Source organism: Monashia sp. HAY1-2A, from assembly GCF_056755315.1.
The window spans coordinates 1-13296 of sequence record NZ_JBNDHY010000042.1 but is presented as its reverse complement, the minus strand read 5'-3'; the positions used below and the strand labels follow the sequence as shown (position 1 = coordinate 13296).

Genomic DNA, 13296 nt, shown 5'->3' with positions numbered 1-13296 from the left:
GACCTTCGCCGGGAAATGTTCACGTCCCTGCGGGTGCACGCCGAAGGGGCTTCGTGCGAAGGTTGCTCCATGAGCGAGATCACCGTGCGCCCACTGGCTGAGGACGACTGGCAGGACTACCGATCCGTCCGCCTCGCCGCCCTGCGCGAGTCGCCCGAGGCGTTCGCGGCGACGGCCGGCGAGGAGGAGGCGTACGACGAGGACCTCTGGCGCGAGCGGATGCGACGCTCGGCCCGCCTCGTCGCCGAACGTGCGGGCGACGCCGTCGGCGTGGTCAGCGTCGGCACGGCCAAGGCCGGCGACGACGCCTCCGCCGGCGAGCTCTTCGGCCTCTGGGTGCGGCCGGAGGCGCGTGGCTCCGGAGTCGCCACGACGCTCGTCAAGGAGGGCGCCCGCCTCGCCACGGAGCGCGGCCAGACCCACCTCGTCTACTGGGTCGGCACCGAGAACGGGCGCGCCGTCGCCTTCGCGAGCGGCATGGGGTTCCGTCCCACCGACTACCGTCGCCCGATGGGCGTGGTCAGCGAGGAGGACGGCGAGGAGGAGATCGCCATGGTCCTCCCGCTCGGCTCGGACCCCAGCCCGACGTTGCAGCTCTGAGGCGTCGCCTGACTCGAGCGGCCGGCCGCCGGACAGCCGTCAGGCGCCGGTCGAGCGGACCTGCGGGGGCCGGGCGGACGCGCAGCGGCCGGGCGGTCGGGCGGTCAGGCGGTCAGGCGGACGTCACCCGCCGGCCGAATGGGACGGTCACCGCCCACAGCAGGACCAGCGCCACCGCCCGTCCTGCTCGCGGGTCACCCACCCCCGTCACGGCCGGGCGGCGAAGCGCTCGAGCAGCTCGGTGGGGCCGCTGACGATGAGCATGTGGTGCGCCGAGATCTTCGTCTGCGGCACCGCGTAGGTGAAGTCCTCGCCCGGCGCCTTGACCCCGACGACCGTGACCCCGTACTTGCGACGGATCTGGCTCTGCTCGAGGGTGAAGCCGATCGCCTCGCTCGGCGGCTTGATCTTGACGATGGCGAACCCGTCGTCGAACTCGATGTAGTCGAGCAGCTTGCCGTTGACCAGGTGCGCGACCCGCCGGCCGGAGTCGGCCTCGGGCGAGATGACGTGGTGCACGCCGATGCGGTCGAGGATCCGCTTGTGCTCCGGCGAGAGCGCCTTGGCCCAGATGGAGGGCACGCCGGCGTCGACGAGGTTCGCGGCGGCGAGCACCGAGGACTCGACGGAGGACCCGATGCCGACGATGGCGATCTTCGGGCCGGCGTCGCGGATCATGTCCAGGGCGGAGGCGTGCGCCATGTCGGCGTGCACGACCTTGGCCACCTTGTTGACGTAGGACTCGGCGATCGCGTTGTCGCGCTCGACGGCGATGACCCGGTTGCCGAGCCGCGTCAGCTCCAGTGCGACCGCCGAGCCGAAACGTCCGAGCCCGATGACGATGACGTCGTCGTCGTACAGGCGGTTGCGGGCCATGGGAGCTCCTCGTTCGCGGGGCTCGCGCCGGGTCGGACGCGATAGCGTCTCAATCATGCCAAGTCAGGCCCGGGTCGTCTGGGACTCATCCTTCACGCGGTACGACTTCGGGCCCACCCACCCGATGGCGCCGGTGCGGCTCGACCTCACGGCGCGCCTCTGCGAGTCCCTCGGGATCTTCGGGCTGCCCGGTGTCGAGGTCGTCGGGGCGCAGGCCGCGCCCGACTCGCTCATCGAGACCGTCCACGACCCCGAGTACGTCGCGGCCGTCCGGGCGGCCTCCGAGGACCCGGCCTCCGCCGACCCGGCCCGCGGCCTCGGAACCGAGGACGACCCGGCCTTCCGCGGCATGCACGAGGCCAGCGCCCGCGTCGTCGCCGGCACCGTCGACAGCGCCCGTGCGGTGTGGGAGGGAACGGCCGAGCACGCCGTCAACTTCACCGGCGGGCTGCACCACGCCATGCCGGGGACGGCGAGCGGCTTCTGCGTCTACAACGACATCGCCGTGGGCATCCGGTGGCTGCTCGACCACGGTGCCGCGCGCGTCGCCTACGTCGACGTCGACGTCCACCACGGTGACGGCGTCGAGCGGATCTTCTGGGACGACCCGCGGGTGCTCACGATCTCGGTCCACGAGTCGGGCCGGGCGCTCTTCCCGGGCACGGGGTGGCCCAGCGACATCGGTGGCAAGGGCGCCGAGGGCACCGCCGTCAACGTGTCCCTGCCGCCGGGGGTGGCGGATGCCGGCTGGCTACGGGCGATCCACGCCGTCGTGCCGCCGGTCGTGCGCGCCTTCAAGCCGGACGTGCTCGTGACGCAGCACGGCTGCGACACCCACGCTGAGGACCCCCTGGCGCACTTCGCCGTCAGCGTCGACGCCCAGCGCGCCGTGGCCGACGCGTTCCACCGCCTCGGGCACGACGTCTGCGAGGGCCGCTGGGTGGCCCTCGGCGGCGGGGGCTACGAGGTGGTCGACGTCGTGCCGCGGACGTGGACTCACCTGACCGCGATCGCGGCGCACGCTCCGATCAAGACCTCGGCGGAGGTGCCGCAGGAGTGGCGCGACCACGTCGAACGCGTCTTCGGCCGGCCCGGACCACGCCGGATGGGCGACCTCACCGCCGAGGACGGCCCGCTCTGGTGGCGCTCCTGGGAGATGGGCTACGACCCGGCCAGCGAGGTCGACCGCGCCGTCATGGCGACGCGGTCGGCGGTGTTCCCGCACCACGGCCTGGACGTGCACTTCGACTGAACAGTTCCTTTGGCGCCTCGCTTCGCTCGGCGCGTGCCGCGGCGCCCTTCAGCCGTCGCCTTCCTCCGCTCCGCTCGCTCGTTCCTCGCTCGCTGCGCTGCGTCCAGGCGACGCCGGCGCCACGGCGTGCCTTTGGCGCCTCGCTCGCTGCGCTGCGTCCAGGCGACGCCGGCACCACGGCCAGCCGGAAATCTGTTCGCAGCGCGACACTGGTCCCACGTAGCCTTCTCGGCACGGCGATGACGGGCCTGACGATCCTGAGCCGAGCACGACCAGAGGCCGAGCGCGATCCGCGGCGGCGAAGGTGTGGTGGCACAGCGACATTCCCCATCGCCCACACCTCCGGGGCACCAACCCTCCGGAGGTGAACGGAATGCCACCCACCCAACCCACGACCGTCGCTCCGCGCGTGCTCGCGCGTGACCTCGCTACCGTCGGCGACGGTGGCCCGGCCACGCTGATGGGCTGGGTGCACCGGCGTCGCGTCCTCGGCAGCGTCGGCTTCCTCGTCGTACGGGACCGCTCGGGCCTGGCCCAGGTCGTCGTGCGCGAACCCGAGGCGCTCGCGGCGCTCGCCGACGTGCCCGAGGAGACGACCGTCCGGGTCACCGGACGGGTCCGCCTCATAGCCGCCGCGCCCGGGGGTGCCGAGCTCGTCGAGCCGGTCCTCGAGGCCCTGACCGAACCAGCGCAGGCACCGCCCGTCGAGCTGTGGCGCCCGACGTTCGGGGCCGGCTTGCCGACGCACCTCGACCGTGCGGCTGTCACGCTGCGGCACCCGAGGCACCGGGCCGCATGGGCGGTCGCGTCGGCGTCGCTGCACGGGTTCCGTGCCGCCCTGCGGGCGCTCGACTTCACCGAGGTGGCCACGCCGAAGCTCGTCGGCACGGCCACCGAGTCGGGGGCCACCGTCTTCACCGTCGACTACTTCGGGCGCACCGCCTACCTCGCGCAGAGCCCGCAGCTGTACAAGCAGATGCTCGTCGGGGTCTTCGAGCGCGTCTTCGAGGTCGGCCCGGTCTTCCGCGCCGAACCGCACGACACGGCGCGTCACCTGGCGCAATACACCTCGCTCGACGCGGAGCTCGGGTTCGTCCGCGACCATCGCGACGTGCTCGCGGTGCTGCGCGAGGCCCTCGCCGGCATGGTCGCGGCCGTCCGCGCCGAGGCCTCCGACGCCGTCGCGCTGCTCGGCATCACGCTGCCCGAGGTGCCGGAACAGATCCCGGTCGTCCACTTCCGCGACGCGCTGCGTCTCGTCGGCGCGGACCCGGACGAGCCCGACCTCAGCCCGGCGCACGAGCGCGGCCTCGGGGAGTGGGCGCTGGCCGAGCACGGGTCGGACTTCCTTGGGGTGGAGGGCTACCCGATGGCCAAGCGTCCGTTCTACACGCATCCGCAGCCGGGTGACGAACGCTGGAGCAACAGCTTCGACCTGCTCTTCCGGGGCCTCGAGCTGACCACCGGGGGGCAGCGCCTGCACCGGCCGTCGGACTATGCCGCGGCGCTCGCCCGCACCGGCACCGACCCTGCCGCCCTCGCCGGCTACCTGGCGGCCTTCACGCACGGCATGCCTCCGCATGGCGGATTCGCGATCGGTCTGGAAAGGTGGGTGGCGCGCCTCACGGGCGCGGAGAACATCCGCGAGGTGACGCTGTTCCCGCGCGACCTGCATCGGCTCGAGCCGTGACCTGCCGGGAGATCTACAGGGGTCCCACCGGCGTGTCGAGTTGCGCCTCAGCGATTCGTTCGTGCGATCGCTTCCCCTCCAGTCACATCTGCCCCTAGTGTTGCTTCTTGCACCTGCGTGCAGTTTCGCCGGAGGGGAAGCCGGCGACGCGCGGGTGCGCCCTAGAGATCGGGGTTCACATGTCGAATGAGCGCCAGCTCGCCGAGGTGCGGTTCCTGACCGTCGCCGAGGTCGCCTCGATCATGCGCGTGTCCAAGATGACGGTCTACCGGCTCGTCCACGGCGGGGACCTCCCCGCCGTGCGGGTCGGCCGCTCCTTCCGGGTCCCGGAGGACGCGGTTCACAAGTACCTGCAGACGTCGTACATCGACACCGCGTGACACAGCGTCACATCGCACAGAGGGCGGCCCGGGCCAGACGGTCCGGACCGCCCTCTCGTCGTCGGGTCCCCGATCGGGAGCCGACACGGCCCGCTTTTGGGTTCGACGCCGGGCACACGCTAGGCTGTGGAGCCTGTTCGGCTCGTGACACATCGACTGCACTCTGACGGTGTGTCGGCGCAGGTCGACGCACCAGTCAACACTTCCAGTCGCACGACAAGGACAACCATGGGCTCTGTCATCAAGAAGCGCCGCAAGCGGATGGCGAAGAAGAAGCACCGCAAGCTGCTGCGCAAGACGCGTCACCAGCGTCGCAACAAGAAGTGAGCTGACTCCTCCCGGAGCGCTCCCTCGCGGGCCCGGCCCGCAACGCCGTCGACCCTCGCCCGACCTCGGGTGGGGGTCGTTCGCGTCTGCGGCCCCCTCAGACGCGTCCGGCGTGGCCACCTCGGACTCTGCGGCCACCGCGGTGGCGCGGTTGCGACGAGACGCACACCGCCTCACCCGGCGCGGACGCCGGGGTGCTGGGTAGGCTCTCCATGGACGAGGGAGCCGGCGCTCCGCCGCCCGGGCCGACCGTCGCACACCGCCACTGACCGACGAATCCCGAGGACTGGAGGACCGATGCCCAAGGTCGTTCTGGTGACCGGCGTCTCCCGGTACCTCGGCGGCCTCTACGCCCGGCGGCTGTCCGGGGAGCCGGACGTCGAGCGGATCCTCGGCGTCGACGTCGTCCCGCCGCGCCACTCCATCGGGCGCGCCGAGTTCGTCCGCGCCGACATCCGCAACCCGATGATCGGGCGGATCATGGCCCAGGCGAAGGTCGACACCGTCGTGCACATGAACGTCATCGCCACGCCGAAGGACACCGGTGGGCGCGTGACGCAGAAGGAGATCAACGTCATCGGCACGATGCAGCTGCTCGCCGCGTGCCAGAAGTCCGAGTCGGTGAGCCGCCTCGTCGTCAAGTCGTCGGCGGCCGTCTACGGCTCGTCACCGCGCGACCCGGCGATGTTCAGCGAGGACATGACCCCGAAGACCATGCCACGGACCGGCTTCGGCAAGGACTCCGTCGAGGTCGAGGGGTACGTGCGCGGCTTCTCCCGGCGCAGGCCCGACGTCGAGATCACGATGCTCCGGTTCGCCAACGTCATCGGACCGAGCATCAAGACCGCCTTCACCGACTACTTCGCGCTGCCGGTCGTGCCGGTGCCGCTGGGCTACGACGCCCGCCTCCAGTTCGTCCACGAGGACGACGCGACCGCCGCGATGATCCTGGCCACCACCGGCCCGGCCGTCGGCATCGTCAACGTCGCCGCCGACGGGTTCCTCACGGTGGCCCAGTGCACGGCGATAGCGCGCCGCCCGATCCTTCCGGTGCCGCTGGCGGCGGCCGGGGTGTTCGGCAGCATCGTGCGCCGCAGCGGCCTGGCCGACTTCTCCCACGACCAGCTGACCTTCCTGGCCTTCGGACGCGGCCTCGACACCTCCCGGATGCGTACCGTGCTCGGCTTCGAACCGCAGTACACGACGCGCTCGGCCTTCGAGGACTACGCACACCACCTGCGTCCGGCCGTGCCCGGCGTCGACGGTGTGTCCGACGCCGTGACCGACGCCGCCGGAGGCACCGCTGCGGCCATCGCCCGCGTCCTCGACAGGATCCAGCCGTGAGCCCCGGCCGCGAGACCCCCGACACCCCGACCCCGGCGGCACCGGGCGGTCCCGGCGCCGAGCCGGCCGGCGCGCCCCGCGCGACGGTCAGGCAGGCGGCCGCGAGGACGGCGTCGAAGAAGGCCGCGACGAGCAAGGCCGCGACGAGCAAGGCCACAGCGAAGAAGGCCACAGCGAAGAAGGGCACAGCGAAGAAGGGCACGGCGAAGAAGGGCACGGCCAAGAAGTCCGTGACCAGCCCGACCGCCGTGCAGAAGGCCACGGCGAAGCAGGCGAGCACGACGGCGGCCATGACGCAAGGCACGGCGACGCCAGGCGCCACGACGCCGGGCGACGCGACGTCGCCGCGACGCGGGGTGTTCGCCGCCGGCGCGGCGCGCGCGACGGGGGAGCGGCTGCGCCGGTCCGGCACGCCGCTGCTGTCCGGCGGTGACGCCCTCGAGCCCGTCGAGGTGAGCGCCGCGCGTCGGCTGCGGCTCGAGCAGGCCACCGAGACCCCAGACGTGCCCGAGGCCATCGGTCCGGACGCGCAGGCGCCGTCGGGTCCCCCGCTCGAGCGGGACTCCGAGACCGGTGGCTGGGCCCCGGAGGCGGTTCCCGAGGTACCGCGGACCAGGCCGAGCCGTTCGGCGATCCACGCCCGCCGCACGGAGTCGGCGTCCCGGGCCGCGCACCCGACGGCCGTCCCACCCGGCTCGCCCGGCACGTCCGGCTCGTCGTCCGGGCTGCCCGGCACACCCGGGGCGACCGCGTCCCGCGCCCGGACGCGTCCGCCTCGCCGGGTGCCGCTGACTCCGACAACCAGCACGACGAGCACGACGAGCACGACCACCACGACCACGGCGTCCACCACCCCGACCGGTCCGTCCGCGGAGGAGGCGCGCGAGGCGACGCGGCTGCGTGCCGTGCCCCCGATCGCCGACGCCGAGGGCGCCTCCGACCTCGCGACGACCCTGGGCCTGGCCGGCCTGCAGTCGAAGGCCGAGCGCCTCGTCGGGGCGGTCCTCGAGGCGGCGGAGTTCAGCAGCGAGTCGCGCCCGGGACCGGCAGAGCTCGTCGAACTGGCCGTCAACGTCTTCCGTGCGGCCGCGACGTCGGCGGGGCTGCCGGCCGAGGACGTCGAGCGACAGGTCGCCGAGACGCTCGCGTACCTCCGACGTCGGCTCACCGGCGACTACACGGTCGACGAGTTCGGTTTCGACGAGGACTACACCGTCCACGTCCACCTGCCGCTGCTCCGCCCCCTGTACCGCTCGTGGTTCCGGGTGGAGGTCCGAGGCATCGAGAACATCCCGTCCGAGGGCGGAGCCCTCGTCGTCGGCAACCACTCGGGCACGGTGGCGATGGACTCGCTCATGACCCAGGTCGCCGTCTTCGACGAGCACCCGCAGCACCGGCACCTGCGGATGCTGGGCGCCGACCTCGTCTTCCAGCTGCCGTTCATCGGCACGATGGCCCGACGCTCCGGCACCACCCTGGCGGCCAACACCGACGCCGAGCGCCTGCTGGCCGGCGGCTCGCTCGTCGGGGTCTGGCCGGAGGGGTTCAAGGGCGTCGGCAAGCCGTTCAGCGAGCGGTACAAGCTGCAGCGGTTCGGTCGGGGCGGCTTCGTGTCGGCCGCCCTGCGCGCTGGGGTCCCCATCGTGCCCGTGTCGATCGTCGGCGCGGAGGAGATCTACCCCATCCTCGGCAACATGCCGGCCGTCGCGCGGTTGCTCGGCCTGCCGTACGCGCCGATCACGCCGACGTTCCCGCTCCTCGGCCCGCTCGGGATGATCCCGCTGCCGAGCAAGTGGCTCATCGAGTTCGGGCCGCCCATCGACACCACCTCCTTCGGCCCGGACGCCGCCGACGACCCGATGCTCGTCTTCGACCTGACCGATCAGGTCCGCGAGACGATCCAGCAGACGCTCTACAGCCTGCTCATGCAGCGCAAGTCCGTCTTCATCTGAGCCCTCCGGCCCTCGAGCGGGCCTCCTGACCCCGACCGAACGACTCGTTCGGTGCCGAACGCGTTATGGAGGCTCGAACGCGTCGGTGCACCCCCGCCCTCGGCACCGAACGACTCGTTCGGTGCCGAACGCGTTGCAGGGGCTCGAACGCGTCGGTGCACCCCCGCCCTCAGCACCGAACGACTCGTTCGGTCGACAAGGCCGTGCGTTGCGGATGGCCTTCTCGGCGGTCGGGTCAGGGGAGCAGCTTGGGCAGGGTGGGCGACAGCGGGAGCTTGGGCACGGTCAGCGTCACCGACGGGAGGGGGACGGACGGGACGCCGGTGATCGACACGCCTCCGCCGCCGACCCCGATGGTGCCCGACGTGGCGGTGACCCCGGGCAGGCTGACGGTGCTGCCCGGCAACGTGACTCCGCCACCGCCGACGGCCACCGAGGAGGTCGAGACGCCGACGCCCGGCAGCTGCACCGTGCTGCCGGGAAGGGTCACGCCACCCGTGACGCCGATGCCGGGGAGCGGGACGCCGCCGGCGCCGGGCACGGTCACCGTCGCGCCCGGTTGTCGTGGGACGCTGGTGCGCGGCGGGACCGGGGTGGCCGGGGGCGTGCCGGGCGGCACGCCAGTGGGCCTCGCCGTCGGGGCCCCGCCCAGGATCGCCGACAGCAGCTGCCGGGCCTGGGTCGCGGCGCCGCCGCAGGCGCTGCAGCCGGCGAGCTCGCGCAGGACGGTGACGCGGTTCTGCACCAGCAGGTCGTGCAGCCGCTGCCACGACGGGAGGGCCTCGGCGGGAACCCGGTCGTGCAGCGCGTCCACCTGCGGCAGCGCGCGGGTGTAGAAGTCGGCGAGCTGCGTGATGGCGTCGACGCGGTCCTCGCTGCGGAAGGCCTCGAGCAGGAGGGTCTGCGCCCGGGTCGTCGCGTCGGACGCGAGGTCGAGCGCGGTCTCGACGTCGACGGCGGCCGGGGCGCCGCGGTCGACGAGGTCGCGGGCCTCGCCGATGTGCTGCTGGGCCTGCGCGAGGTAGGTCAGGCCCTGGTCGTAGCGCGACCCGGACAGCTGGACGGCAGCGCGGTCGAGCACCTGCTTGACGCCGTAGAGCGCGTCACCCGGCAGGGCGGAGCGCGAGGCCCAGCCGAGGGCGCCGCCGACCACGAGCAGCGCCGCGGCAGCGGCCGCGACGTAGCGCAGCGGACGGGCCGCGACGCGCAGGACGGAGACGGTCCCGCCGGACGGGCCGGCGCCGCGGCGAGCGTCCGGAGCGCCCGTCGGGTCGGGCTCCGCGTCGGCGTCGGGGCTCGGGTACGCGTCGGTGGTCGGGTCAGCGTCGGTGCTCGGGTCGACGCCCTGGCGCCCGGCGCTCGTCGGGCTCACGGACTCGGGCGGGGAACCACCGTCAGCGGGTCCGCCGAGCGGGACGACCGGAGCAGCCAGGCCGCCGTCGTCCTCGAGGAGCCTGGCCCGCAGGTCCGCGACGAACTCGCGGCGCGGCGCGAGGCCCGCCTGGTCGATGGCGGTGACGGCGTGCACGACCGCGACGAGCTCGAGGATGCCCGGCTCGGTGACCCGCTCGCCCTCGAGGGCACGCTGGAGGAGGTCGGCGTCGGACGTGGGGCCGAGGTCCATCTCTCCTCCTTCGTTCTCGTGCGGTCAGGTGCTGCCGGAAGGTCGTACGGGTCGTGCGGTCAGTCAGGGCGCGTCGGGCCGACGCGGTGTCGTGGTCGCCGGGCCGGAGGAACCGGTGCGGCACCTGCCGTGGCTGGAGCCGGGCCGGTCGCCGGACCGGAGCCGGGCCGCACGTGCGGGTCGAGGCCCGGCACGCGGGACCGGCGGCGCGCGTCGGCCTCGGTGAGGCGCGGCGCGGTTGCGGGGTGCGGGTGGTGCGTCGTCTCGTGTCCTGCCCTCGGGGTCGGGGTCGCGTGCCCCACGGCGCCCGGGAGCGCGAGGGGCTGCGGTGCGGCCCCACACGAACCGTCCCGCTGCCGTGAGAACGACGCAGGTGCCGAGGGCGTTACGGGCCTCACAGGTCCACTCCCTCGAGGGTCTTGCGCAGCGCCCGGGTGGCCCGCAGCTGCAGCTGCTTGACCGCGCCCTCGGACTTGCCGAGGACCGTGGCCGTGTCGGCGAGGCTGAGGCCCTGCAGGAAGCGCAGGGTGATGCACTCGGCCTGGTCCGAGCCCAGGCCGCGGATGGCCTCGACGAGCCGTTCGTCGCGCAGCCGGGCGAGCACCTCGGCGTCGGGGGCGTCGACCCGCTCGTCGGCGTCGCGCATGTCGGCGGTGGTCACCTCGAAGCGGAACCGGGCCGACTTCACGTGGTCGGCGATGAGGTTGCGGGCGATGGTGACGAACCAGGCGGCGATGTCGCGGCCCTGCCACGTGAACGAGTCGATGCGGCGCATGGCCCGCAGGAACGTCTCGGACGTGAGGTCCTCGGCCAGCTGCCGGCTCGCGACGCGGACGAGGACGTAGCGGAAGACCGTGTCGACGTAGGCGTCGTACAGCTGCGCGAAGGCCTCGCGGTCGCCCCGCTGCGCCAGCTCGACGAGGGCGGCGATCCGGGCCTGCTCGACGACGTCGCGCTCGAGCGTCCGGGTGCCGCGTCCACCCCGGCCACCCGCGCCGGCAGCGCCGCCGGCGCCGCTACCCTCGGCGCCCGGGCCTCCCGCGCCGGCGCCGGAGAAGCGATCGCCCGCGCCGTCCTCGAGGGCTGCCCAGATGGCGTCGAGCGCCGAACGCCAGGACGGCAGGCGGCCCGGCGCGAGACGGCTGCCGGGCGAGGCCGCTCCGGTGGCGAGGGCAGGGTGCAGCGCGACCGCGGCCGGGAACGCCCCCGGCGCGGCCCCGCGCGGCTGCCGGTGGACCGGCGTCCTCCTCGGGCGCATCCGTCACAGTCTGACTGACGCGGCGCCCTCATGGCAGTCAGTTCGACCGGATGTGACCGATCTGCTACCGACGGGTAACGCGCGGGCCCCGGCCCTGCCGCGACCTAGAGTGGGCCCATGAGCACGTCCCCCGGTCCCGGCAGCAACGCGACGGACGCCGGCAGCCCCGGGCCGCCACCCCGCGTGCTCCTGCTCGGCCGCGCCGGCTGCCACCTGTGCGACGAGGCGAGGGCGGTCGTCGAGCGGGTCGCCGCGGACCTCGGCGTCGGGTGGCAGGAGCGCTCCGTCGACGACGACCCGGAGCTGCTGCGACGCTACGGCGAGCAGATCCCGGTGACCTTCGTCGACGGCCGCCGCCACGACTTCTGGCGGGTCGACGAGGCCCGGCTCCGGCGGGCTCTGGGCTGACCCGGTGGGGGACCGGTGCCCGGCCGGCGCCCTACGTCTGATAGGCCGGTCACGTCAACTTTGTGCATGCCTTCACAAACGTCTAGCCTGAACGGGTCCCCACGTGCTCCGCGTTCGTGCCGAACGCCCCAGCGAGAGGAGCCGGTGAGCAAGCGTGTCCGCCGACCCTGTCCTGCGTCGAGAGATCCCCGACGCAACCGTCGCGCGGCTCCCTGAGTACCTGCGGACGCTGTCCCGCCTGGCCGAGGACGGCGTGCTGTCGGTGTCGTCCGAAGAGCTCGCGGCCGAGGTCGGCGTGCGCTCGGCGCAGCTCCGCAAGGACCTCAGCCACCTCGGCTCCTACGGCGTTCGCGGCGTCGGCTACGACGTCGAGACGCTCGCCCTCGAGATCTCCCGGGCCCTCGGCCTCACCGAGGACTGGCCGGTCGCCATCGTCGGAATGGGCAACCTCGGTCACGCGCTCGCCTCCTACTCGGGCTTCGTCACCAAGGGTTTCCGCGTCGTCGGCCTCTACGACGACGACCCGGCCCTCGCCGACGAGGTCGTCGTCGGCGTCCGCATCCGTCCGCTCGCCGAGCTGTCCGAGCGCCACGCGGTGGACCCCATCGCGATCGGGGTCATCGCGACGCCGGCACCGGCCGCGCAGGCCGTCTGCGACGCCCTCGTCGGCGCCGGCATCAGCTCCATCCTCAACTTCGCGCCGGCGGTGCTCGCGGTCCCCGACGGCGTCCACGTGCGTCGCGTCGACCTGTCCACCGAGCTGCAGATCCTCGCCTTCCACGCCCAGCGCAAGGCACTGGCCGCCGGCGAGCTGCGATCGGCGGTGGCGCGGTGAGCCTGCTCGTCATCGGCCTGTCCCACCACACGGCGCCCCTGTCGGTGCTCGAGGCGCTGTCCGAGCGTCCCGACCGCGCGGCGGCCATCGCCGGCTCGCTCCTCGGCTCGGCGACTGCCTCCGAGGCGGTCGTCCTGTCGACGTGCAACCGCCTCGAGGTCTACGCCGAGGTCGCCGCGTTCCACCCGGCCGTCGCGGCGATCGGCGAGGCGCTGGCGCTGGCCGCCGGCATCGAGCAGCCCGAGAACACCGGGACGTCGTACGCGCCGCCCACCGACCCCACGGAGGCCCTCGCCGCGCGCGCCGAGTCCCTCGCCGACCACCTCTACGTCCGGTTCGACGACGCCGCGGTGGCGCACACCTTCACCGTCGCGTGCGGCCTCGACTCCATGGCCGTCGGCGAGGCGCAGGTCCTCGGCCAGATGCGCGACGCGCTCGCCGCGGCCCAGGCGCGCGGCCAGGTCGGCACGTCCCTGAACTCGCTGTTCCAGCAGGCCCTGCGGGTCGGCAAGCGGGCCCACTCCGAGACCGACATCGACCGCCACAGCGTCTCCCTCGTGCAGATCGCGCTCGAGCAGGCCGCCCAGGTGCTCGGGCCGCTCGAGGGGCGTGACGCCGCCGTCGTCGGCGCCGGGGCCATGAGCGGCCTGGCCGCCGCCACGACCCGTCGCAACGGCATCGGCCGGCTCAGCGTCGTCAACCGCACCCCGGATCGGGCGACGCGCCTCGCCGCCGCCACCGACGGCACCG

The 13296-nt window shown here is 73.5% G+C and carries 13 protein-coding genes; 10 read left to right on the top strand and 3 right to left on the bottom strand.

The annotated features are described in order from the left end of the window. The first annotated feature begins 69 nt into the window (after positions 1 to 69). On the top strand, positions 70 to 600 hold the full coding sequence (locus ACPYOM_RS08555) for an N-acetyltransferase family protein (protein WP_481343937.1): 531 nt from the start codon (positions 70 to 72) through the stop codon (positions 598 to 600). A 207-nt stretch (positions 601 to 807) separates the two neighbouring features. On the opposite strand, the gene ACPYOM_RS08550 is transcribed toward ACPYOM_RS08555, so the two are convergent. Then, positions 808 to 1476, bottom strand: coding sequence for a potassium channel family protein (locus ACPYOM_RS08550; RefSeq protein WP_481343936.1), 669 nt, complete (start codon positions 1474 to 1476; stop codon positions 808 to 810). A 55-nt stretch (positions 1477 to 1531) separates the two neighbouring features. On the opposite strand from ACPYOM_RS08550, the gene ACPYOM_RS08545 reads away from it, so the two are divergent. From ACPYOM_RS08545 to ACPYOM_RS08520, 6 genes are all read left to right on the top strand, one after another. Beyond that, a complete protein-coding gene (locus tag ACPYOM_RS08545) occupies positions 1532 to 2728 on the top strand; it encodes an acetoin utilization protein AcuC (RefSeq protein ID WP_481343935.1) in 1197 nt (398 codons plus the stop codon). A 373-nt stretch (positions 2729 to 3101) separates the two neighbouring features. Continuing rightward, positions 3102 to 4418, top strand: a complete 1317-nt coding sequence (aspS, locus tag ACPYOM_RS08540) for an aspartate--tRNA(Asn) ligase (protein ID WP_481345622.1) — start codon at positions 3102 to 3104, stop codon at positions 4416 to 4418. A 179-nt stretch (positions 4419 to 4597) separates the two neighbouring features. Then, positions 4598 to 4798, top strand: a complete 201-nt coding sequence (locus ACPYOM_RS08535) for a helix-turn-helix domain-containing protein (protein WP_020145054.1) — start codon at positions 4598 to 4600, stop codon at positions 4796 to 4798. A 228-nt stretch (positions 4799 to 5026) separates the two neighbouring features. Beyond that, on the top strand, positions 5027 to 5125 hold the full coding sequence (locus ACPYOM_RS08530) for a 30S ribosomal protein bS22 (RefSeq protein WP_003792170.1): 99 nt from the start codon (positions 5027 to 5029) through the stop codon (positions 5123 to 5125). A 297-nt stretch (positions 5126 to 5422) separates the two neighbouring features. After that, the gene (locus ACPYOM_RS08525) at positions 5423 to 6469 is read left to right on the top strand and encodes an NAD-dependent epimerase/dehydratase family protein (RefSeq protein ID WP_481342777.1); all 1047 of its coding nucleotides are present in this window, start codon (positions 5423 to 5425) and stop codon (positions 6467 to 6469) included. Next, positions 6466 to 8421 (top strand): lysophospholipid acyltransferase family protein, encoded by a 1956-nt coding sequence (locus ACPYOM_RS08520; RefSeq protein WP_481345621.1) that lies wholly within the window; start codon positions 6466 to 6468, stop codon positions 8419 to 8421. The genes ACPYOM_RS08525 and ACPYOM_RS08520 overlap by 4 nt, the downstream gene beginning before the upstream one ends. A gap of 235 nt (positions 8422 to 8656) precedes the next feature. Here the strand turns inward: ACPYOM_RS08520 and ACPYOM_RS08515 are convergent, their stop codons facing one another. Beyond that, entirely contained in the window at positions 8657 to 10045 is a 1389-nt protein-coding gene (locus ACPYOM_RS08515; protein WP_481345620.1) for a DUF5667 domain-containing protein, read from the bottom strand. 394 nt (positions 10046 to 10439) lie between these two features. Beyond that, positions 10440 to 11303: an RNA polymerase sigma factor gene (locus ACPYOM_RS08510; RefSeq protein WP_481345619.1), complete on the bottom strand. Its 864-nt coding sequence runs from the start codon at positions 11301 to 11303 to the stop codon at positions 10440 to 10442. A 117-nt stretch (positions 11304 to 11420) separates the two neighbouring features. On the opposite strand from ACPYOM_RS08510, the gene ACPYOM_RS08505 reads away from it, so the two are divergent. The 3 genes from ACPYOM_RS08505 to ACPYOM_RS08495 form a co-directional block, all read left to right on the top strand. Further along, the gene (locus tag ACPYOM_RS08505; protein ID WP_481345618.1) at positions 11421 to 11711 is read left to right on the top strand and encodes a glutaredoxin family protein; all 291 of its coding nucleotides are present in this window, start codon (positions 11421 to 11423) and stop codon (positions 11709 to 11711) included. Between the two features lie 154 nt (positions 11712 to 11865). Further along, on the top strand, positions 11866 to 12546 hold the full coding sequence (locus tag ACPYOM_RS08500; RefSeq protein ID WP_481342772.1) for a redox-sensing transcriptional repressor Rex: 681 nt from the start codon (positions 11866 to 11868) through the stop codon (positions 12544 to 12546). Then, on the top strand, positions 12543 to 13296 hold a 754-nt coding region (locus ACPYOM_RS08495; protein ID WP_481345617.1), incomplete at its 3' end, for a glutamyl-tRNA reductase. The genes ACPYOM_RS08500 and ACPYOM_RS08495, both read left to right, overlap by 4 nt.